Annotated in this window: 22 protein-coding genes; 13 read left to right on the top strand and 9 right to left on the bottom strand. The window is 34.5% G+C overall.

Going from position 1 to position 21,626, the window contains the following annotated elements:
• Positions 1–30 precede the first annotated feature (30 nt).
• The 7 genes from KKG99_08955 to thiF form a co-directional block, all read right to left on the bottom strand.
• The gene (locus KKG99_08955) at positions 31–354 is read right to left on the bottom strand and encodes a hypothetical protein (GenBank protein ID MBU1013124.1); all 324 of its coding nucleotides are present in this window, start codon (positions 352–354) and stop codon (positions 31–33) included.
• 154 nt (positions 355–508) lie between these two features.
• Positions 509–2,002 (bottom strand): hypothetical protein, encoded by a 1,494-nt coding sequence (locus KKG99_08950; GenBank protein ID MBU1013123.1) that lies wholly within the window; start codon positions 2,000–2,002, stop codon positions 509–511.
• A 64-nt stretch (positions 2,003–2,066) separates the two neighbouring features.
• Positions 2,067–2,621, bottom strand: a complete 555-nt coding sequence (locus tag KKG99_08945; GenBank protein ID MBU1013122.1) for an outer membrane beta-barrel protein — start codon at positions 2,619–2,621, stop codon at positions 2,067–2,069.
• A 182-nt stretch (positions 2,622–2,803) separates the two neighbouring features.
• Positions 2,804–3,406 (bottom strand): DNA-binding response regulator, encoded by a 603-nt coding sequence (locus tag KKG99_08940; protein ID MBU1013121.1) that lies wholly within the window; start codon positions 3,404–3,406, stop codon positions 2,804–2,806.
• Positions 3,407–3,410: 4 nt separating this feature from the next.
• Positions 3,411–5,471 carry a histidine kinase gene (locus tag KKG99_08935; protein ID MBU1013120.1) on the bottom strand — a complete coding sequence of 687 codons (2,061 nt, stop codon included), beginning with the start codon at positions 5,469–5,471 and terminating at the stop codon, positions 3,411–3,413.
• A gap of 245 nt (positions 5,472–5,716) precedes the next feature.
• Complete coding sequence (gene thiS, locus KKG99_08930) at positions 5,717–5,920, bottom strand: sulfur carrier protein ThiS (GenBank protein ID MBU1013119.1); 204 nt, start codon at positions 5,918–5,920, stop codon at positions 5,717–5,719.
• 88 nt (positions 5,921–6,008) lie between these two features.
• Complete coding sequence (gene thiF / locus KKG99_08925) at positions 6,009–6,626, bottom strand: sulfur carrier protein ThiS adenylyltransferase ThiF (GenBank protein ID MBU1013118.1); 618 nt, start codon at positions 6,624–6,626, stop codon at positions 6,009–6,011.
• Positions 6,627–7,000: 374 nt separating this feature from the next.
• On the opposite strand from thiF, the gene KKG99_08920 reads away from it, so the two are divergent.
• The 7 genes from KKG99_08920 (at position 7,001) to KKG99_08890 (ending at position 14,544) form a co-directional block, all read left to right on the top strand.
• Positions 7,001–9,160: an aldehyde:ferredoxin oxidoreductase gene (locus KKG99_08920; protein MBU1013117.1), complete on the top strand. Its 2,160-nt coding sequence runs from the start codon at positions 7,001–7,003 to the stop codon at positions 9,158–9,160.
• Positions 9,161–9,403: 243 nt separating this feature from the next.
• Positions 9,404–11,884: an ABC transporter permease gene (locus KKG99_08915; GenBank protein ID MBU1013116.1), complete on the top strand. Its 2,481-nt coding sequence runs from the start codon at positions 9,404–9,406 to the stop codon at positions 11,882–11,884.
• A gap of 76 nt (positions 11,885–11,960) precedes the next feature.
• Positions 11,961–12,242, top strand: coding sequence for a pyrimidine/purine nucleoside phosphorylase (locus KKG99_08910; protein MBU1013115.1), 282 nt, complete (start codon positions 11,961–11,963; stop codon positions 12,240–12,242).
• A gap of 95 nt (positions 12,243–12,337) precedes the next feature.
• Positions 12,338–12,712 carry a LysR family transcriptional regulator gene (locus tag KKG99_08905; protein ID MBU1013114.1) on the top strand — a complete coding sequence of 125 codons (375 nt, stop codon included), beginning with the start codon at positions 12,338–12,340 and terminating at the stop codon, positions 12,710–12,712.
• Between the two features lie 108 nt (positions 12,713–12,820).
• Positions 12,821–13,204 carry a RidA family protein gene (locus tag KKG99_08900; protein ID MBU1013113.1) on the top strand — a complete coding sequence of 128 codons (384 nt, stop codon included), beginning with the start codon at positions 12,821–12,823 and terminating at the stop codon, positions 13,202–13,204.
• A gap of 53 nt (positions 13,205–13,257) precedes the next feature.
• Positions 13,258–13,680, top strand: a complete 423-nt coding sequence (locus tag KKG99_08895) for a DUF1761 domain-containing protein (protein MBU1013112.1) — start codon at positions 13,258–13,260, stop codon at positions 13,678–13,680.
• Between the two features lie 132 nt (positions 13,681–13,812).
• Complete coding sequence (locus KKG99_08890) at positions 13,813–14,544, top strand: T9SS type A sorting domain-containing protein (GenBank protein ID MBU1013111.1); 732 nt, start codon at positions 13,813–13,815, stop codon at positions 14,542–14,544.
• A 35-nt stretch (positions 14,545–14,579) separates the two neighbouring features.
• Here KKG99_08890 and metK read toward each other — a convergent pair whose 3' ends face one another.
• The gene (metK, locus tag KKG99_08885) at positions 14,580–15,869 is read right to left on the bottom strand and encodes a methionine adenosyltransferase (protein ID MBU1013110.1); all 1,290 of its coding nucleotides are present in this window, start codon (positions 15,867–15,869) and stop codon (positions 14,580–14,582) included.
• 150 nt (positions 15,870–16,019) lie between these two features.
• Positions 16,020–16,934, bottom strand: coding sequence for an ATP-binding cassette domain-containing protein (locus tag KKG99_08880; protein MBU1013109.1), 915 nt, complete (start codon positions 16,932–16,934; stop codon positions 16,020–16,022).
• A 234-nt stretch (positions 16,935–17,168) separates the two neighbouring features.
• Here KKG99_08880 and rplM point away from each other — a divergent pair, with 234 nt between their 5' ends.
• The 6 genes from rplM to KKG99_08850 all read left to right on the top strand — a co-directional run bounded on the left by rplM (position 17,169) and on the right by KKG99_08850 (position 21,616).
• A complete protein-coding gene (gene rplM, locus KKG99_08875) occupies positions 17,169–17,624 on the top strand; it encodes a 50S ribosomal protein L13 (protein MBU1013108.1) in 456 nt (151 codons plus the stop codon).
• A 2-nt stretch (positions 17,625–17,626) separates the two neighbouring features.
• Positions 17,627–18,013: a 30S ribosomal protein S9 gene (rpsI, locus tag KKG99_08870; GenBank protein ID MBU1013107.1), complete on the top strand. Its 387-nt coding sequence runs from the start codon at positions 17,627–17,629 to the stop codon at positions 18,011–18,013.
• A gap of 112 nt (positions 18,014–18,125) precedes the next feature.
• A complete protein-coding gene (gene rpsB / locus KKG99_08865; protein MBU1013106.1) occupies positions 18,126–19,046 on the top strand; it encodes a 30S ribosomal protein S2 in 921 nt (306 codons plus the stop codon).
• 30 nt (positions 19,047–19,076) lie between these two features.
• Positions 19,077–19,904 (top strand): translation elongation factor Ts, encoded by an 828-nt coding sequence (gene tsf, locus KKG99_08860; protein MBU1013105.1) that lies wholly within the window; start codon positions 19,077–19,079, stop codon positions 19,902–19,904.
• Between the two features lie 139 nt (positions 19,905–20,043).
• Positions 20,044–20,766, top strand: a complete 723-nt coding sequence (locus tag KKG99_08855; GenBank protein ID MBU1013104.1) for a hypothetical protein — start codon at positions 20,044–20,046, stop codon at positions 20,764–20,766.
• Between the two features lie 133 nt (positions 20,767–20,899).
• Positions 20,900–21,616, top strand: a complete 717-nt coding sequence (locus KKG99_08850) for a hypothetical protein (protein ID MBU1013103.1) — start codon at positions 20,900–20,902, stop codon at positions 21,614–21,616.
• Positions 21,617–21,626 lie beyond the last annotated feature (10 nt).

The raw sequence follows: 21,626 nt of genomic DNA, 5'->3' as shown, positions 1-21,626 counted from the left end.
TTTCAATAGAATGTCGTCCCGGTTTATATTTTACCCAATATATTTTTTGAATGATTTCCGCACATGGTTACCAATCCCAACCAAGCCTCCAATAATAAGGAACAACAAAGAAGAATCATTCATTTCTTTATAGGAATAATAAGCACATAATGCACAAAAGGCCCCGGTGAAAATATAGCTCATGTCCCATTTAAAAAAGCCTTTCCCAATTAGCACAAACCCAACAACGATATCAAAAAATACCAAATACAGGATTAAATTTTCCGTGGATAAATCCTGATGTTTTACAAGCAGGAAAATAATACCGATTACAATTAAAAGGTATATAAAATCAAATTTGGGTTTTTTATCCATTTTTTTTTATGTGTTTCATATTTCCCATTATTAGATGGATTTACTTACAAAAGTTATTTCATTCTTAACTGAAATTCATGTATACAAAAGTCTAATTTCATAGACGGAAATTATTTTTTCCCGTAAGTTTAAATCTCTCTTTAGAAAAGCACCCTTAAATCAATTTCCTAATCGCTTCTACCACTATTCCTGATGTTGAAACCTTTTTTTCTAACTTTTTAAAACTCCCTGCACTTTTCAAGTTCTCTAAATTAAATTCATACAAGGGAAAAACTATGCCATTTATTTCAGATTGAACTCTCCCAATATTTTTAGCATGCCAATGATAAAAAGTTCCCCCGTCATTAACAGTCTGACTTCCATTTGTTAATTGCAAATTTGTTTGTTCTCTAATCTTAAAACAACCTCCATAGGGTTTATTAAAAGGAGCAGCCACTTCACGATTTTCATAATAAAAAGATTCCTGTACATTCCCAACTAAATTTGGATAATTCTCACAAATAATTTTTGAATTTGAAGAATAAGTTTTGCCTTTTTGTATTTGTGAATCTCCAAAAGAAATAGGTGGATCAAAAAATACATCTCCAATTCCCGAAAGATTAAACCCATAATGATTTAGAGTATTTCCAGAAAATCCAAGATATTCTTCAATTCCATCAACTCCTTTAGAAACAAATAAATCTTTTCCTTTAATATTTCTCAAACCATTGATTTTCATTTCATACAAATTATTTCCAACCAAATATTTCCATGAATTGCCAATTTCCGAGGGAAAAAATTCTTTTATATCTTCTGCTTTATATTTTAACAATTCTCCAGCCGGTTCAAACAAAGAAACAAACGGCACAAAAGGAATTGGTTGATACCAAGCATATCGTTTAGTTTTATCAATTGTTCCCGGAGAAAGATAATTTATAATTGAAATCAAATCATCAATACCATTTAAAACATCTCCAGCCGTTGAAAGCACTGTATATGCTGCAGCAGTAACTGTATTAGGAATCGTTGAAGTAATAATCAAACTACCATTCTTTAAAGTGGTATTAAAATTTCTTATTTCATCAAAAGTCCAATCTCCTAAATAAATTGATCCAGGTTTATCATCAATCTTTTCCCAATTCCAAGATGGTAAAGAATCATCAAGCTTTTTGGCCCATGTACCCATAATTCCTTTTCCATCAATTTTCTTATCCAGAGTAATTATACCTCCACTTTTGGTTCCAGCAGCATAGGGAAAAGATAAATTAGGATAATATTTTCTTCCTTCATCTTCAACATAAACTGCTCGCTTTGTTCTATCTGTTCTATGAAAAAAACAATTTCCTTTAATTCCAGAAAGCGTTTCTGTTCCCCACCTATTTGAAACAAAAAAAGAATCACTTCCAAAACTACTAGAAAACTTCAAAATTCCCTGAGAATCAGAAACCCCTCGCACAGTTTCAAACAAAGCCTTTCTGTTTGGAGGAGAATCTACAGAAATATTATATTTTTGAAAAGGAGTTAAAATTGGATCTGGAATTGGATCTGGCTTTGGTCTTGGAGAAGGTTCAACTTTATCCCCTCCTTCACATCCTAAAAAACCTGGAATAATTATTCCTGCACTAATAATTCCTAAATCTCTAATAAAAACTCTTCTATTTTTATACATTTCAGAATACTTTTAATCTTAAATTAATTTAAATACAGGTAATAAAAATCTATCTTATCAAATACTATTTAATTTTAATTCCTATCGTAAATATCACTCCACCAATATCATAATCATCAGAATCTTTTATCAATTCATACTCCAATTCTAAAAAGAGATTTACATTTTCGGATAAAAATATATTTGATCCAATTCTTGGACTGAATCCAAATCCTTCCCCTGTCCATTCATCTCCATCTTCATATTTTATTTTCATGTATCGCATTTTAGCAGACAGACCAATAGAAAACCAGTCTTTACCATCCACTCCTGTTGGGACCCATTCAATATTTGCTAAAATATCTCCTAAACTCAACTTGTCTTTATACCCATAATTGTCCTTGCCTTTTCCATACCAAGAAACACCTATACCAGCACGGACTTCTTTGCTTATATATTTACCTCCTTCAATTTTATAACCTATAGCCATAGGATAATAATCTCTGAAATCGTCATCAATTGGCTCAAATAAGGAGAATCCGATTTTTGTATAAAAAGAGTTTTTCTGTTGGGCACTCACTTTGTTAGGAAGGATAAAAGGAACTAATAAACAACAAACAATAAAATAAATCTTTTTCATCGTATAAATTTTTGGTTAATAAATAGTTAAATCTTACATTTAATTGTAAAATTTACGAAAATCACAAAAAGCTCATACTCTTATAATCAATAGAAATTTCCTATTATAGAATATAGTTTTCTAAGAAGTAATATGAGGAAATAGAACCCCTTTAAACTATTTTAAACTATCGCCCCTTTTTCTTAACCAACAAACTCAACCCGGTTAATTTTTCTACCCAATTCGGTAAAGTTGTGCGAGCCGGATTTTAATAAAATGTTTTTTCGGTGAAAATCAACCGTGGCTTTGGTGATAAATAGATTTTTGGCTATTTGAGCACTGTTTTCTCCTTTCAAAACCAACAACAACACTTCTTTTTCACGTTCGCTCAGGCTGGAGCAAACAGAACAGGTATTCAAATCAATGGTTTTATGGTTCACCGATTCGGAGCGGAACCGTTCAATGGTATTTTTTAGTTCGTTAAAATTAATGGGCTTCAGCAGATAATCGAAAGCGGCATTTTTTATCGCGTCTATGGCATATTGGTTATAGGCCGTTACAAAAATGAAAGTTGGGTAACAATGATTTAACCTGACCTCTTCCACCACCTCAAACCCTGTCTTACCGGACATCTCCACATCAACAAATACCAGGTCCGGTTTTTTCGATAAAATATCTTCAATAGCCAATGCAGGCTTTGTAAATTTTGATAAAATCTCCACACCATCAATTTTCAGCAATAAACTCTCAAGGCGGTCATTTGCCTCTTTTTCATCGTCAAGCAAAATACAGCGAATGTTTTTCATTATCTTAAAATTTTCCTAAAGGAATCCTGATTTTAATTAATGTCCCAGCCGGATTATCCTCATGGTACAGATCAGTTATTTTATATGTAATGCTAATCTTTTTCAATTTGTGGTAGTATTCAAGAACCTGGTCCAATATCTGCAATCCCATTTTTGCCCCGAATGACACCATGCCTTTAGCCCTCTCCCTGCCAATCCCATTGTCACGGATATTAATGACATACCATTTCTTGCCATCTTCAATTTCAATATTGATCCTGCCGGGATTATCCAGATGCCTGATCCCATGCTTGATTGAATTTTCAACAAAAGTGTAAATTAACATTTTGGGGATTTCCAACGACCGGTTGACATCCTTGCCAAAATCAATATTGTAAACCAAGCCATTTTGCAACCTCGATTTTTCAAGTTCCAGATAATTTTGTACAAACTCAATTTCCTCTCCAAGGCTTATAAACACTTTATTTGCGGTTAGGATCGATTGCTTTAAAAGCATATTGTATCTGTCGAACAGATAATCTGCCTTTTCTCCCTGATTCTTACTATATAGAGCACCGATGGTGTTAATAATATTCAATGCAAAGTGAGGGTCAATCTGGCTTTTTAGCGATTTAAGATGTAATTCGGCCATTTGTTTTTCCGCGTTTTGTTTCTGAATCAGACGATATTTTTGTCGCCAGTCTATCAGTTTAATCCCAAAAATAAAACATATGAAAATGCCCAAATATATCAGAAGCCTGATCTTGAATAAAAAATTTTCAAAATATTCAAAGAATTGCACATCTGATATGGTGCTGAAAACTAGCTGTGTTGGCTTCCCTTTTTGATAATTCAGGCTAAAAAAATCATCATGAGACGGCAAGCGTAAGTCTGCATAAACAGGATGTTTTAAACCTTTTCTTGTTATTGTCAATCCGTTATAATCTTTTGAGAAAATAAGGCATTCGGGTTCGCTATCAGTATCAATATCCTTAATGATTGGATATGCGCGTACTGGTTTAAGTTCCTTGATAAATTTTAAATTTAGCTCTTCATTAATCTCAAATGTATTTCCATTAGACGCACTAATGAATATACTCTTTTGATCAAACGAAAATAAAACAGCACTGGTAAAGTTTGCTCTATCAGTTAATTCACGCTTTTTAAACAATTTCCCTTTAAGGTCAAATAATTGTAAAGACGGATTTTCGTCATACCCGTTATAGCCATTATAGCAGAGTAGATAAGGGATTTCTCCCTGTTTAAAAGGCTTAACAGAAAGATTTGCCGGTGAAATCCCTAATTCTACGGGTTCAAACAAAAATTCCAGCTTATTGTTAAAGACCATCAGCCATGAATAATGGTCTGAATAGGCTGCCGTATCATCACAATTACTGTAGGCGCCTCCGTAACAATAAACCTCCGGAATTCCATCATCATCAATATCATCGACAAAAGTGTCAAGCAATGCAAAACAAAGGTTGGGCGTCTTAATGAGCTCATCGTTAAACCTGTCGTAGGCGTAAATTGCCCTTGGATAAACGGAATAACCAACTGTTATCGTAAAAACAATTTCTTTAAATCCATCTCTGTTCAAATCTCTTAAAATAATCGAACAAACATGCAAATCCTTGACTGGGTTGTTGTCCTCAAACAGAAACTTACTGTCGATATTTCCATCAGCCTTAAAAGGTTCAATATAAATTAAAAAAACCGAATCATTTTTCCTGATAACCTGATATATTTCATCTGAATTGTCATTATTGAAATCGCCAGTATTAATACTGTTACCATTTAACTTATCCCCCTCGAAATGCCATTGGTCCACAATAACGTCATTATTGCGAACAACATATGATTGATGTATTGAATCAAATCGGTGATGATAATAAACAAGCTCACAATTACCATCATGGTTAAAATCGTCATAAAATATTTTATCGTTTGTAGTAATAGGGGTACTTTTTATGAAATTCAATTTGTATTTACTTATAGGAGGTATTAAGAGTACTGATATTGATGTCAATAGCAATGACAAAACAATTGGTTGAGCAATAAATAAAAAAAACTTTTTTATCAAATCCATTTCTTTGAATTTTAAATAAATGGGGAGCAATAAAAATCGAATATACGGAAATTTTTATAAATGAAGAGGTGAAATGTTCTATTCTAAATTATGACACAAAAGTACGGGGAATTTGTTACAAGTTTGGTGTAAGATGCTGTCAAAAAAACAAGTAAGGGATGGCGTCCCGACCCGAATTTTTTCGGGATCGGGAAACCATCCCAATCCATTAGCACATCAACTAATTAACTCATCAGCAAATTAGATCATCCCCCACTAATCATGTGTAATACGACAACCTTATCCCCATTTTTGATAAAGGTAGTTTTACGCTCATCCTTTTTAACCAGTTGCTCATTTATTTTTGTAACCAATAATTTAAAGGTGTAATTTTTATATTGGATCAATTCTTCAACTGTAAGATTCTCTCGTTCAATAACTTCTTCGCGGTTATTTAATATAATTTTCATTTTTGTTTAGACTTTAGATTTTATACTTTAGATTTTAGACTATTTACTATCTAATGTCTAGCGTCTAACATCTTGTATAATTAAAATTTTATTCTCTTGCTTTTTTAAACCCTAGGTAGCTTTCAGAGGCAAGCAATATCTGAATTGCCTGATTTGCCTGCATCATTGCCACTATTCCAACCCGAGGTGCCAGTGGTGGCGTTTCTTCTGAAATTCCAGTTTTCATGTCGCCACAAATATATAAGTTATCATGCTGCTCCATCCTTATTGAATTACTATCACCATAACCGGCCATTCCCATACCGGAAATAATGGGTTTACCAGGGAATTTATCAAGTACTGTTTCAATAATCATTTGTTTCATCTCAGCCTCGTCAAAAGCCTCGATAATAACATCACACTCACTGAAAATTTTAATAATACTTTCAGGATCAAGTTTAATATGATGAGATTCGATTTTCACATCTGGATTAATGAAAAATAAATTATCCTCAAGTGCAAATACTTTTTTTTGCCCTAACTGATCTGTAAAAAAATGCTGTCGGTTTAGGTTTGATTTTCTGACTACATCAAAATCGGCCAGCACAAGTTTTCCAATTCCGGTGCGTGCCAGTGCTACCGCGCAATTCGACCCCAAACCACCGCATCCGGCTATCCCGACTCTTTTTTTCTTAAGTATTGCTTTTATTTCTTTAAATGTCATCACTTAATTGCCTAAAGTTTAAAGTGCCTAAATTGTCTGGAGTTTAACATCATAAGATTGAGTCAAATATTTCCTGAATTTCATCTTATTTTTCAAATACTATAGGCACTCCAAACTTTAGCTCACTTTAAGTCCTTATATCTTATAGAACCATAAAAATACCTAAGCTAAATTACAAAGATATGATTAATATGGGTATAGTGAATTTATAACAATTCTAAATATGTAGGATGAATCATTAAAAGTCAGCTAATTATTAATTATTTCTGCGATATGCAAAAATTTACATATCTCTTTTTTATTACATTTTAATTCCATCTGATTTTAATTAATTATTTTTGTTAAAAAATTAACAATAAATCATAACCTATATTGATATGAATATTGCAGAAATGAAAAACAGCCACAAAATGCTCAAAGAATGGAAATATGAGTGGACCCCTTTACACCGAGGATATACCGACAAAGTGTTGCATATAAATGTTGGCTCTGCTGATGTGACCGAAAAAAAAGTTCCTGCAGCGATGAAAGAAAAATTCATTGGCGGTAAGGGCTATGGATTGAGACTTTTATGGGATGCAACCAAACCTGAAACCAAATGGAACGATCCTGAAAACGAAATCGTAATTTCTTCAGGACCAATTGGTGGGATTACACAATATTCAGGTTCCGGAAAATCGATCGTTGTTACCATCTCTCCCCAAACAGAATCGATCATGGATAGTAACGTGGGCGGATTTTTTGGTCCATTTTTAAAATTCTCAGGTTTTGATGCAATTGAACTTCAGGGAAAAGCAAAAAATGATGTAATCATTTACATTGATGGGGTGAACCATAAAGTTGAAATTTTTGAAGCTCCTAACGAACCTATTGATAGTCATGTTTTAACTGAAACGCTTACAGAAATGTTTGCCGATGATGAAAAAGACAAAAAAAATATTGGCATCGTTTCAACAGGAGCAGCTGCGGACCATTCATTGATTGGAATGCTAAACTTTAGTTTTTACGATCCTAAAAGGAAACTTGTTAGATTAAAACAAGCCGGACGCGGCGGTATTGGAACAGTATTCCGCGACAAAAAAATAAGGGCCATCGTTGCTAAGATTCCCGGAGTTAAAGGAAATTTGAATGATGTAAAAGATTTACAGGCCATCATGGAAAGAGGCAAAACCTTCAACAAAGAAATACGTGACCTTGATGATTCGCAATGCGAAATGCGAACCAAAGGAACCGCTCACCTTGTTGAAATAATGGATAATTACGATCTCCTTCCTACTCATAATTATAAATTCGGAAGCCATCCTGATTCGAAGTTGATTGATTCAGAAGTTTGGAAAAGCAGATTTACCCAAGGCATTCCTGACGGATGTTGGATAGGTTGCAATATGGCTTGTGCCAAAGGAGTTGATAATTATCAATTAAGAACAGGCCCCTATGCCGGAGATAAAGTAATTGTTGACGGCCCTGAATATGAAAATGCAGGTGGTCTTGGATCAAACTGTGGAATATTTAACCCGGATTATGTAATTGAAGCAAACTTTTATTGCGATACTTATGGTATTTGTACCATTTCATGGGGAACCCTGCTTGCTTTCATAATGGAATGCTACGAAAATGGCATTTTGAATGAAGAAAGAACCGGAGGTTTAAAATTAAATTTCGGAAATGCAGATTCTGCAATGGAACTTCTTCATCGCTTAGCCCGAGGTGAAGGTTTTGGTGTGATTGCCGGAATGGGTGTTCGGAAGATGAAACAACTATTTATTAAAAATGGTTGGGGCGATCCAAATTTCATCCAGGATATTGCGATGGAAAATAAAGGCCTTGAATATTCAGAATATATTTCGAAAGAATCACTAGCTCAACAAGGTGGATTTGCCATGACCAATAAAGGCCCGCAACACGATGAAGCCTGGTTAATATTTATGGACATGGTTAATAACCAAATCCCGACTTTCGAAGCTAAAGCCGAAGCGCTGCATTATTTCCCAATGTTCAGAACCTGGTTTGGGTTGGTAGGTTTATGTAAACTTCCGTGGAATGATGTTGAACCAACAAACAATGCTGAAACCTCGGAACCTGCAAAAGTTCCGGAACACGTTGACAACTATGTAGCCATATATAAAGCCGTAACCGGCAAAGATTTCAGTAAAGAAGAACTGATAACCATGTCGGAACGTGTTTATAATTTTCAACGTATTTTTAATCTCCGCAAAGGATTTGGGGTGAGGAAATATGATGCACAACCATATCGTGCTGCTGGCCCTGTTACTGTTGAAGAATATGAATCAAGAGCAGAACGATACGACAAACAAATGAAAGAAATCATTGGCATTGATCCGGTTGGAAAAACAACCCAAGAAAAAATGGCCATCACCCGTAAGCATCGCGAAGCACAATATGAAAAATTGCTTGATGCAGTATACTCACGCAGAGGATGGACGAAAAATGGTGTTCCAAAAATTTCACATTTAAAAAAATTGGGTATGGATTTACCCGAGCTTCTTGAATTAGTAGGCCCTCATCAGGAGGATTAATTAAATTAAAAAACCAGTTTTAAGGCTGCCCTACCTAAGGCAGCCTTTTTTTGTTCGTAAACGATCATTCAGTGTCCAATAACGATCAGCTTGTTTTAGCCAAACCTAATAAATACCTTGATATATAAATCTTTAATCGATTTTAGTTATGGCATGATTTTAGCAAAACTAAATACTTAGTTGCTGATTTTTATTCGTGTATGAAATTAAAAATGCAGATTTTAATTAATCAAAATAATTAACATGATAATACATTATTTCAAAATTATTTTCAGAAACATCTTCCGAAATAAGCTTTACACCTTAATCAACCTAATCGGTTTTTCAATGGGTACCGCAGCAAGTTTACTTTTATTGCTTTATGTGCTGCATGATATTAATTTCGATCGATTCCACCAATATACAGATCAAATTTACCGGGTTACCAGTACTGGACAAAAAACAGGAAATATAGATGCCCGGGCACCTTTTAAACTTGCACCGGGATTAAAAGCTACCTTTCCTGAAATTGAAAAAACCTGTAGGATCCGTGAAATGGAATATACAGTGAGGATGGGAGAAAACTTTATTAAAGAAAAAACCTTTATTCAGGCAGATTCTACCTTTTTTGAAATGTTTTCATTCAAAATCCTCTATGGGAATTCTCAAAATCCACTTACCGAAAACAATTCGGTGATAATCACAAAATCAACTGCCGATAAATATTTTCCTAATGAAAATCCAATTGGAAAAATTCTTGAAATCACCCATCGTGAAAAGGTTTATCCACAACAAATAACTGCGGTGATTGAAGACTTTCCCGTAAACTCCCATATTCAGGCCGATTTCATCCTGCCCATTTACACCACTATCTGGGGTTATGAAAGTATTAACCGTCAAAAGACAAGTCCTTCCTTCGAAAGTTGGGGGTCAAATGAATTCCTGACCTATATACTTCTTTCCCAATCGCATGACCCAAAGCAGCTTATTGAAAAATTTCCTCAATTTATCAAAACAAATATCTCCTTTAACTATCCTCTTGGAAAAGCATTTATGTATGATTATAATTTGCAACCCTTACGAGAGGTACACCTGTTTTCTGAGCGTTTTATCTCAGATGTGGAAAACAAAGGAAGCTTGACACAAATTTATCTTTTCGGTGGTATTGCTATATTAATCTTACTCATTGCCATCATTAACTATATCATTTTATCAACCGCCAAATCGCTAAGCCGTTCCAAGGAAATCGGATTGCGAAAAGTAATTGGTGCAACCCGTGCGAAAATCATGAAACAGGTCTTGAGTGAATCTATCTTTCTTTCACTTTTATCCATCCCGTTTGCCATTCTAATTGCTGATCTTTTTTTACCACGACTGAATGAACTTTTTGGAAAATCAATCGAACTGGCCATATTCAGCAATCCAATTATTATGGTAATTTTACTACTTATCTCTCTCTTTTCGGGAGTTATGTCGGGCAGTTATCTCTCTTTTTATCTTTCTTCTTTTAAACCCGTTGATGTATTCAGGAGTCAGATTAACTTAGGGCTGAAAGGTTCCTTTTTTCAAAAAGCTCTAATTGTAGTGCAATTGATCATATTTATCGGATTGATTATTTGTGCCGGAGTTATTTACAATCAGGTATTATTCATGAAAGAAAATAAGGTGCTTGGCTTTAATAAGGAAAATTTGATTTCCGTCGCCGCCAAAAACAAAAGTATTTCGGATAAATACCTTTCTCTAAAAGCAGAGCTATTGACAAATCCGGATGTTTTGTATGTTTCGAGTGCATCTTCTGATCCCCCGGCTTTTAATACAACTTTTGTGGTTGCCGGAAGTGCCATCCTTCCAGGATCCGGACGAAAATACTGGTACAGCTCGAGTGGTGGCAGCTTACCTGAAAACACCAAGGATCTTCTTATTTATGAAAGCAATTCGGTGGATTATGATTACATCGAAACCCTTGAAATAGAAATAATTGAAGGCCGATCCTTTGACAGTAAAAGTAGAACCGATCGGAGAGCCGTGATAGTAAACGAACAGTTTATAAAGGAATTTAATGTTGCTAATCCGCTTACAGAGAAATTCAGGTTTATGGATGAGGATTTAATGATTGTAGGTATCGTTAAAAACTATCACTCCAAATCGCTGACCGAAAAAGTATTGCCTGTAATGTTGAACATGAGCGATCGTTCTGGTCCCCGTTATATGAGGCAGATCGTAATTAAACTGAGCGGGGAAAACACTGCTGAAACCCTTTCTTTTATTGAGCGTAAGTGGAAAGAAATTAATCCAAATACTCCTTTCGAATACAGCTTTACCGACACTTATATTGAGCAGATGTACAAAACGGAAATGAACCTGGCAAAACTCATAGGGTTTTTCGCTATTATAGCAATCCTCATTGCATCGCTTGGATTATTTGGCCTTTCCCTCTTTATTGCACAGAAAAAAACGCGGGAAATTGTGATCCGAAAAACAATGGGTGCCAGTGTTTTGAACATAATCATTCGTTTGTTGCGACAGTTCTTCGCTATCACCATAGTTGCGAATATCATTGCCATTCCTTTGACTTATTATTATATGGAAAAGTGGTTACAAAATTTCGAATACCAAAGCATGATGGATTACCGGATTTTTGTAGGTGCCGGATTATCATCTTTGATCCTATGTTTATTAACGGTCTCGTTTCACTCGGCAAAAGCAGCAATAATTAATCCGGTGGAAGCATTGAAATATGAATAAATAATACGGCAAATGATGCTTAAATTCCTACATTTGCATTGTGAAATTATTATCAATTAACTAAAGGAATTTTATCATGTTTAAAACAAACGAATATTTCGACGGCAACGTTAAATCAATTGCTTTTGAAACAGCAGAAGGACCTGCAACCATTGGAGTTATGTCGGCCGGTGAATATGTTTTCGGCACCGGGACCATCGAGCACATGACCGTAACCTCAGGTGAGATGACTATTCAGCAGCCAAATGAAACTGAATGGAAAACTTACAAAGCTTTTGAAACTTTTATCGTTGCAAAAGATGTGAAGTTTAAAGTAAAAGTTAAGGGTGATACCAGTTATCGCTGTTTGTACGTTTAATTTAAGTCGGCAACAAATGTATAAGGACACGTGTTTTCATGTCCTTTTTTTATAATTTTGCCTACGGTATAAACGAAGATTCCTAACAAAAGTATATGGCAATAAACGAAAAAAACGGGCATCATAAAGTCCTGCTGAATTATAAAGTGTGGCTATCATCTATCACCGGTAACGGGATAGTTGGCGATACCGAATATCGTTTACTTAAACATATCGCAAATGATAAATCGCTAAAAGCAGCTTCCGATGATTTGGGTATTAGCTACAGAAAAGCCTGGGGCGATTTGAAAAAAGCAGAGGAATTTTTGGGTTATCAATTATTGGATCGGCAGCGAGGCGGAAAAAATGGCGGAAATTCGATTGTAACTGATAAAGCTTTAAAATTAATTGAGGCTTATGAAGCTTTACAACAAACTTTTGATGATCAGGTTGAGGCTGCATTTAATGAGTTCAAAAATAAAATAAAATAAGCTTAAAGTTCTTAAGTGTTTATTTCTGAAATAATTACCATCATCCAAAAAATTTATTTACTGCATAATTTTCAAATTGACTTAAGTTTCAATTAAATGGAGTCTGGAATGGATAGAAAAAATATTTCTTCAGGTGGTAAATGGGAGAACATAGTAGGATATTCAAGAGCGGTTCGAGCAGGCAATATGATTTTTATTGCCGGAACTACCGCCCATTCGGATAATAGTATTGTTGGGATTAATGATCCTTATACTCAATCCATTTATATCCTTAAAAAAATCGAAGCTGCAATTATTGAAGCAGGTGGTCAGCTTAAAAATGTTGTTTGCACTCGCATGTTTGTCACTGATATTTCAAATTGGGAAGAAATTGGACGAGCACATGGTGAATTTTTTAAGGATATCAAACCTGTTGCTACTATGGTTCAAGTCAGTTCTCTGATTGACCCGGGTTTGTTGGTTGAGATTGAAGCTATTGCGGTGGTTCAATAATTTTTGTATTATTGTTTGATAATCATATCTATTTACAAACTAAATCAACTATTATGGACCAATGTATTATTAATTTTGGCGGCTTTAATTGGCTTTCGGTATTTGTAGCAGCCATAGCCGGCTTTGCACTTGGAGCTCTTTGGTATTCACCACTTTTATTTGCAAAACCATGGATGAAACTTCAGCATCTCAAAGAAGAAGATCTTCAAGAAGGGTGGATAAAAGCAATGATTGTCACTTTTATTACAACTTTACTAACAGCCTTTGTTCTTGAAGCTGTCATTGCAACCTGGCACCTGACATTCTGGGGTCATGCATTTCCTATCTCAATCATGTTTGGATTGTTTTTATATGCAGGAAATCAATTATCTGATTTTCTGTATTCACGACGACCATTGAAATTGTTTTGGATCGTTGCCATGTACAGGTTTGTTATGATACTAGTCATGTCAATCATATTAATTCTATGGCAATAAGCAATTATTTAGCTATTAAAAAAGCCTGCATTCTTGCAGGCTTTTTTAATTTTAAACGTTAATAAATATTAAAATAATATGGTTTGGCTGTTTTTTTCACTATCTTTATGACGTTTTAAAAATTACCTGCCTATGAGAAAACTCCTACTCTTCCTAATCTTCTCGGGTATATTTATTTTTGGTTCATACGGACAGGAAATTCAAGTTTTTAATTCGCAAAACATTCAAATCCCGAACAATTCTGTTATTCAGGTTTATGGCAACCCTACGGATATGCAGATCAGATCCTTATTTGGAATCAAAAACTCAAGTCTGAAGGAAATTTCTTTAAGTGTTACCAAAGAAGTAATACAAAGCGCAGATGGAAGTGATAATTCTTTTTATTGGGGTTCAAAGATTGAAAAAAATGAAACGCCAACCTATTCATTAAATTTGGAACCAAATCAGTTAATTGAAGATTTTTCTACTGTTTATAATCCAAATTTCAGTAAAGAGACGAGCTTAATAAAATATTCATTCTTTGATGTCAATAACCCTCACATAGCAACAACAATAACTATCGAGTATATTACCAATGGAATTAATGAATCAGCTAGGGTTAATTCAGAATTGGCTCTTTCTGACGCCTATCCAAATCCTGCCGAATCAATGGTATATTTCGACTATACCATACCGACGAATATTTTAGAAGCGAAAATAATTATTCGCACTTTATTAGGCTCGATCGTCGCGGAATCCTATCTTAAAGGGAGCCATGGAAAAGCAACCATTAATGTTGATGAACTCATTGATGGGATTTACTTCTACTCACTGGTGGTGGGCTCGGATATCAAGTTCACAAAAAAGCTAATAGTAAAACATTAAAAAAGCTCCCTCGGTTATGAAGGAGCTTTTTTTATTTAGATATTGAATGCTTTCTTAATTCGATCGACATAGTCCAGTTTCTCCCAAGCAAAAAATTCTACTTGCTTAAAGAATAGATCACCACGTTTTATAGTTTGCTCATCTTCGTAATAGACCTCGACTTCTTTAGCATAATGATCACGACCAAAATGACCATAGGAGGCAGTTGCTTCAAAAATAGGGTTCTTTAATCCGAATCGTTCCACAATGGCATAAGGTCTGAGATCAAAAACTTCACTTAGTATTTTCGCGATCTCTCCATCCTTAATTCTTTTACCATCTTTATTCTTTAATTTTGATGAATTGTAGGTATTCACAAACAAACCAACCGGTTGTGCAACTCCAATAGCGTATGCCACTTGAATAAGCGCTTCATCAGCAACTCCAGCAGCAACCATATTCTTAGCCATATGACGTGCGGCATAAGCAGCTGATCGATCAACTTTTGAAGCATCTTTACCCGAAAAAGCACCTCCTCCGTGAGCCCCTCTGCCACCGTAGGTATCAACTATGATTTTTCGGCCGGTTAAACCTGTATCACCATGAGGGCCACCAATTACAAACTTACCTGTTGGATTAACAAAAAGCTTAAAATCATTTTTAAACAATTTTTTAATCCTGTTAGGTAATGAATTTTTCACCCTTGGAATTAATATTTTTTCGACATCCTCTCTGATTTTAGCGAGCATGACAACTTCTTCGTTAAAGTCATCATGTTGAGTAGAGATCACTATGGTGTCAATTCGCAATGGTTTTCCCGACTCACTATATTCGATTGTAATCTGTGATTTTGAATCTGGTCTGAGATATTTCATCCTCTTACCTTCTCTGCGTATCTCAGCTAATTCTTGCAGGAATCTGTGCGCTAATTCGATGGGTAATGGCATATAATTATCTACCTCAGTTGTAGCATAGCCAAACATCATTCCCTGATCACCAGCTCCCTGATCCTCCTTTTTTGTTCGAACAACACCTTGGTTGATGTCAGGAGATTGCTCATGTATTGCAGAAATAATCCCACATGAATTATAATCAAACCGATAAGCTGCTTCTGTATATCCAATATCTTTAATTACCCTTCTTACAATGGTCTGAACATCCACATATCCGCGAGTTTTAACCTCACCACTACAGACTACTAGTCCGGTGGTTACAAGTGTTTCACATGCTACTTTTGATTCTGGGTCAAAACGAAGCATCTCATCTAATAAAGCATCAGAAATTTGATCAGCGACTTTATCCGGATGTCCTTCTGAAACAGATTCTGAAGTAAATAAATAATTCATCTTTTATAAATTTAATTAATATCAAATAGTGAAATTGCGAGTTGGGAGATAAACTAATTGGTTTAGCATTTTTTATCCGTGGTTGCAATCAATCAAATTTGTCCACAATCTCATTGCAAATATATAAATAATCGTTGATTCTGAAAAAAATTACTTCTTTCTTGTTAATTCATGAAATACTCTTTCCAGCTTATTAGATTCCTGATTAAGCGATAGTATAATAAGGTTATGCTTCATTGCGAATGCCATTAAATCTTTTCTTATATCAACATTTTCTTCACATTCAATGAGCCATTCGAAATTTTTAAGATGCTGGATTCGCTTGATCCTTCCAATTGCCAATAAATCTTCCTCATCAATATCGGCATTAAACTGAACGTTAACAATATTGTTCTTTCCATTACCCAACGCAAGGTTTGAAGTTAGACCATCTGCAATTATTTTACCTTCATCCAAAATAATCACCCTTTCACATATAGCCTCAACCTCCTGAATAATATGTGATGTGAATAGAATTGTTTTGTTTATTCCCAATGATAAAATAAGTTTGCGGATTTCTACTATTTGGTTTGGATCTAAACCGGAAGTCGGCTCATCAAGAATCAACACCTTTGGATCATGCAATAATGCCTGCGACAAACCAACCCTTTGCTTAAGTCCCTTTGAAAGTATCCCAATCCTTTTACTTAGATGATCCTTCAAACCCGTTATTTCAATCATCTCGTTTATTCGACTTTTTTTAAGTCTACCCAAATGATAAAATCCAGCCGAAAATTCTAAATATTCCCTAATAAACATATTGGGATATAGCGGATTGCTTTCTGGCAAATATCCAATATTTCTTTTTACATCCAGAGCTTGGGTTTCTACATCAAAACCACAAATATTTACCTTACCTGAATCGGGACTAATCAAACAACTTAAAATTTTGAGCAAAGTTGATTTCCCTGCTCCATTGGCTCCTAAAAGCCCAACAATTTCGCCGGTTCCAATGTTGAAATTCAGTTTATTTAAAGCCTGTAATTCTCCGTAATTTTTCCCTAAGTGCTCAACAAATATTGTCATAATTTCACGAAATTAAGAATTTCTACTTCCTTTCAAATAAAACGATCTTAATTTTATCATATTATATCCATTTGCCAATAAATTAATTACCTTTGCACCCACAAAATGAGGAGCAATTATTTAAGAATGTAATTTTTCAACAAATTAGTGTTAGCAAATTTGTTAAATATAAAATTTAATTCTATTTTTGCACCCCGTTTTAAACAAGGAACATTTTATTGAAAAGATATTTTGATGGATACATTAAGTTATAAAACAGTAAGTGCGAACAAAGCTACAGTTACTAAAGAATGGGTTTTGATTAACGCTGAAAACGAAGTGGTTGGCCGATTAGCTTCAAAAGCTGCCAAATTGTTAAGAGGTAAATACAAAGCAAACTTTACACCCCATGTCGACTGTGGAGATAATGTTATTATTATCAACGCTGAAAAAATTACCCTAAGCGGTAAAAAATGGACAGATAAAGAATATGTGAGACATACCGGCTATCCAGGTGGACAAAGAACAACCACTCCACTTGAATTGATGGCAAAAAAACCCACAGCTATTGTCGAGAAAGCTATCAAAGGTATGCTTCCAAAAAATAAGCTTGCAGATGCTATTTTTAGGAATTTATATGTATATGCAGGATCAGAACATCCGCATGAGGCTCAGAAACCAAAAGAAATAAAATTAAATTCAATTAAATAATGATGGAAGTTGTAAACGCATTAGGCAGAAGAAAAACCGCTGTTGCCAGAATTTATTTAACCGAAGGCAATGGAAATATCATTGTCAATAAAAAAGATTACAAAGTATACTTCCCAACTGCTACCTTGCAATATATTGTAACGCAACCCTTTCAAATTACTGAAACCGTTGGGAAATTTGACTTAAAAGTTAACCTGGAAGGTGGTGGAGTATCAGGACAGGCAGAGGCCTTAAGACTTGCAATTTCACGTGCATTATGCAAAGTAGATGAAGCTAACAGACCTCCTCTTAAAGCAAAAGGATTGATGAGAAGAGATCCAAGAATGGTTGAACGTAAAAAACCTGGTCAACCTAAAGCAAGAAAAAAATTCCAATTCAGTAAACGATAAAATTTCAAACACCACTGGATCGAGTTTAGTATCTAAATTGATAAGACTCCCGGAGAAAACGGGACTACTTATCAATTGTAAAAACAGAATGTAAACAAATAAAAACAAAAAAATGGCACGAACAAATTTTGACCAATTGTTGGATGCAGGTGTTCATTTTGGCCACTTGAAACGTAAGTGGAACCCAAACATGGCCCCCTACATTTTCATGGAACGTAATGGCATTCACATTATTGATCTTTACAAAACCGCAGCTAAAATTGAAGAAACTGCTGCAGCATTAAAACAAATCGCCAAATCAGGCAAAAAAATCCTTTTTGTAGCTACCAAAAAACAGGCAAAAGAAATAGTTGCTGAACATGTTAAAAATGTTAACATGCCTTACGTTACTGAACGTTGGCCTGGTGGAATGCTTACAAATTTTGCAACAATCAGAAAAGCTGTAAGGAAAATGGCTTCTATCGACAAGATGATGGGAACGCCTACTTATAATAACTTTTCGAAAAGAGAGCGTTTGCAAATCGCCCGCGAGCGTGCCAAACTTGAAAAAAACCTTGGAAGTATTGCCGATTTAAATCGCTTACCTTCAGCTTTATTCATTGTTGACATCAACAAAGAACACATCGCTGTAGCTGAAGCAAAAAAACTCAATATTCCAACTTTTGCCATTGTTGACACGAACTCTAATCCTAAATTAGTTGACTTTCCTATTCCGGCAAATGATGATGCTACCAAATCAATTAATTTGATTACCAGCATTATTACCAATGCTATTGCTGAAGGACTTGCAGAGCGCAAAATGGATAAAGACAAGCGAGCAGCAGAAGAAGAAACAGAAAGAGAAACCCAAGCTGCTTTAGACGCTGTTAAATCAAAAACTATTGCAGAAATTGAAGAACGAGAAGATGCAGAGATAGAAAAAGGAGTTAAGCGATCTTCGAATGAAAAGGGGTTAAAATCATTGAAAGATATTGATGATGAGAAAAAACCAATGAAGCGTCCAAGAAAACCTATCGCTAAAAAGGGGAAATAAAAATATTCTTTTAACCGAAATATTATAAAAATGACAAATATAACTGCAGCAGAAGTAAATCAATTAAGAAAACAAACAGGCGCAGGCATGATGGACTGTAAAAATGCTTTAGTTGAATGCGACGGCGATATGGAAAAAGCCATTGATTATCTTCGTAAAAAAGGACAAAAAGTAGCCTCTAAAAGAGCTGATAGAGAATCGACAGAAGGAGTTGTTATTGCTAAAACAAGTACTGACAAAACTTATGCTTCCGTTGTTATGGTTAATTGCGAAACTGACTTTGTTGCTAAAAACCAAGACTTTATTAATTATGTAAATTCAATTGCCGATCTTGCTATTGCCGGCAAGGTTAAAAGCATTGACGAGCTTAAGGAAATGGATTTGAATGGTCGTAAAGTTGCTGACACTATCATAGACCAAACAGGAATCATTGGTGAAAAGATTGAGTTAGGTAAATTCGAAATAATGGAAGCAGCCCAAGTTTATGCTTACAATCATCAAGGAAACCGATTAGCAACTATTATCGGCTTAAATATCACCAGTGATCAGATAGGACAAGAAATGGCTATGCAAGTTGCAGCTATGGCTCCAATTGCAGTTGATTCTTCAGATGTTGACCCAGGTATTGTTGAGCATGAAAAAGAGATTGGCAAAGAACAAGCACGACTAGAAGGAAAACCTGAAGAAATGCTAGAGAAAATTGCTATGGGTAAATTGAACAAGTTTTTCAAAGAAAGCACTTTATTAAATCAAGATTTTATCCGCGACACAAAAAAAACCGTTAAGCAATATTTAGCTGAAGCTAATAAAGATTTAAAGATTACGGGTTTTAAAAGAGTTATGCTTGAGAGTAAATAATTAAAAGCTACCATGTTAAAACATGAACGCCTCGTAAAATTTACGAGGCGTTTTTTTTGGCTCAATTTTTGGTTAATTTCAGAATGTTTTACTATTATCGATTATTCAATTAGACAAAATCATTTAGCCCTTCAATCTTATGAAAAAACAAATTAAACAATTCTACGCTAAGGTCTTAATAAGTCTAGCTATTGGACTTATAACTACAACCACATATGGACAAGCCTATAACACTTATGAACAAGCATCTTTAACGGATTTTTTAAATGCAACTCATTCGGGAGCATTGCGAAGATCAATTTTAAGTGAAAATGACATAAAGGGGTCGCCCTATTTAAATGCCGAATTTGTTTTAGGTGATATTTTAACTGACAATAAAATACACTATGTAAGTGTTCCCTTACGATACAATATTTATAATGACGATATAGAATTTGAGGTAGATAAAGAAAATTATCTCGCAATTTCTAACCCTGAATCAATTCAAAAAATTGTAATTGGGGATCAAGAATTCATTTATGCCATCAAAAGGAATAAAAAAGGAGATCAGTTTGGGTATTACCAATTACTTCAGGATGGTAAGGTTCGGCTTCTGTCTCGACACAATATCGTTTTTAAAGAAGCCACAAAAACAACAGGGTATAAAGCTGCGGAATCGGCCAAATTTGAAAAAAATTCGAATACATTCTATTTGCAAAAAGAAAATGATGAACCTCATGAGATATCAAATAAAAAAGATCTCATAGCCATACTTGGACCACAGGGCGAAAAAATAAATTTATTAATTAAAAAAGAAAAGATTAATTTTCGGAAAGAAGAAGATTTAATTAAACTTCTTAAATTTATAAATCAAAATCCTTAGATTAGCCTGTCGGATAATATCCATGGTTTTGTAAAATTCACGGAAGGTTTTGTTGACACTAATTTGCTTTTTAGTTAAATTTATGTCCTATTCTGTATTAAACCTTAAGCATTCACCTTTTAAAATTAAATCTATGAAAATCAAACTACGCTTTATTCACATCCTTTTTAGTGCGATTATTTTATTTTCCACATCTCTTTATGGACAAGCAACAACTGGCCTTACTCCCACTCAAACCTTTGATGATTTTTTGAGTCTTGTCAATAAAGGTACAATTAAGAGAGCTATTTTAAGTGAAGCTGATATAAAAGGATCACCAAACTTGAACGATAACTTTATTTTAGGGACAATATTAACAAATAACAAAATTAAATATGTGGATGTCCCACTGCGATATAACATTTACAATGATGATATGGAATTTGAAGTCGATAAGAACACATACCTAGCCATTTCAAATCCCAAATCAATGAATGAAATTTGTATTGGGGATGATGTATTTGTTTATACAATTAAAAGAAATAAAAAAGGAGAACAGTTTGGGTATTACCAATTACTTCAGAAGGGAAAGGTGCAACTTCTATCAAGATATAATATCGTATTTAAAGAGGCTACCACAACTACAGGGTACAAGGCCCCTGAACCTGCAAAACTAGAAAGAAATTCAAATACATATTACTTACAAATTGGAACAGATGAACCTCAGGAAATATCGGGAAAAAAAGATATTCAAACCATATTTGGATCAGAAAGCCCCAAAATTGAGGCCTTTATAAAAAAAGAAAAACTTAATGTTAGAAAAGAAGCGGATTTGATTGAACTTGTGAAATTTATTAATGAATCTAAATAACCCAGATTAT

It is taken from the genome of Bacteroidota bacterium, from assembly GCA_018816945.1.
Lineage (GTDB): Bacteria > Bacteroidota > Bacteroidia > Bacteroidales.
The sequence above is the reverse complement of the archived record's forward strand: the minus strand, read 5'-3'. Positions and strand labels throughout refer to the sequence as shown.

Coding starts and splice junctions, on each gene's coding strand:
- KKG99_08855 (MBU1013104.1), top strand. CDS start 20,044: ATGAAAAAACAAATTAAACAATTCTACGCTAAGGTCTTAATAAGTCTA.
- KKG99_08880 (MBU1013109.1), bottom strand. CDS start 16,934: ATGACAATATTTGTTGAGCACTTAGGGAAAAATTACGGAGAATTACAG.
- KKG99_08850 (MBU1013103.1), top strand. CDS start 20,900: ATGAAAATCAAACTACGCTTTATTCACATCCTTTTTAGTGCGATTATT.
- thiS (MBU1013119.1), bottom strand. CDS start 5,920: ATGAAAATTATATTAAATAACCGCGAAGAAGTTATTGAACGAGAGAAT.
- rpsB (MBU1013106.1), top strand. CDS start 18,126: ATGGCACGAACAAATTTTGACCAATTGTTGGATGCAGGTGTTCATTTT.
- KKG99_08945 (MBU1013122.1), bottom strand. CDS start 2,621: ATGAAAAAGATTTATTTTATTGTTTGTTGTTTATTAGTTCCTTTTATC.
- KKG99_08900 (MBU1013113.1), top strand. CDS start 12,821: ATGGATAGAAAAAATATTTCTTCAGGTGGTAAATGGGAGAACATAGTA.
- metK (MBU1013110.1), bottom strand. CDS start 15,869: ATGAATTATTTATTTACTTCAGAATCTGTTTCAGAAGGACATCCGGAT.
- KKG99_08950 (MBU1013123.1), bottom strand. CDS start 2,002: ATGTATAAAAATAGAAGAGTTTTTATTAGAGATTTAGGAATTATTAGT.
- KKG99_08905 (MBU1013114.1), top strand. CDS start 12,338: ATGGCAATAAACGAAAAAAACGGGCATCATAAAGTCCTGCTGAATTAT.
- tsf (MBU1013105.1), top strand. CDS start 19,077: ATGACAAATATAACTGCAGCAGAAGTAAATCAATTAAGAAAACAAACA.
- KKG99_08915 (MBU1013116.1), top strand. CDS start 9,404: ATGATAATACATTATTTCAAAATTATTTTCAGAAACATCTTCCGAAAT.
- KKG99_08940 (MBU1013121.1), bottom strand. CDS start 3,406: ATGAAAAACATTCGCTGTATTTTGCTTGACGATGAAAAAGAGGCAAAT.
- KKG99_08910 (MBU1013115.1), top strand. CDS start 11,961: ATGTTTAAAACAAACGAATATTTCGACGGCAACGTTAAATCAATTGCT.
- KKG99_08955 (MBU1013124.1), bottom strand. CDS start 354: ATGGATAAAAAACCCAAATTTGATTTTATATACCTTTTAATTGTAATC.
- KKG99_08935 (MBU1013120.1), bottom strand. CDS start 5,471: ATGGATTTGATAAAAAAGTTTTTTTTATTTATTGCTCAACCAATTGTT.
- rpsI (MBU1013107.1), top strand. CDS start 17,627: ATGGAAGTTGTAAACGCATTAGGCAGAAGAAAAACCGCTGTTGCCAGA.
- KKG99_08890 (MBU1013111.1), top strand. CDS start 13,813: ATGAGAAAACTCCTACTCTTCCTAATCTTCTCGGGTATATTTATTTTT.
- KKG99_08920 (MBU1013117.1), top strand. CDS start 7,001: ATGAATATTGCAGAAATGAAAAACAGCCACAAAATGCTCAAAGAATGG.
- rplM (MBU1013108.1), top strand. CDS start 17,169: ATGGATACATTAAGTTATAAAACAGTAAGTGCGAACAAAGCTACAGTT.
- KKG99_08895 (MBU1013112.1), top strand. CDS start 13,258: ATGGACCAATGTATTATTAATTTTGGCGGCTTTAATTGGCTTTCGGTA.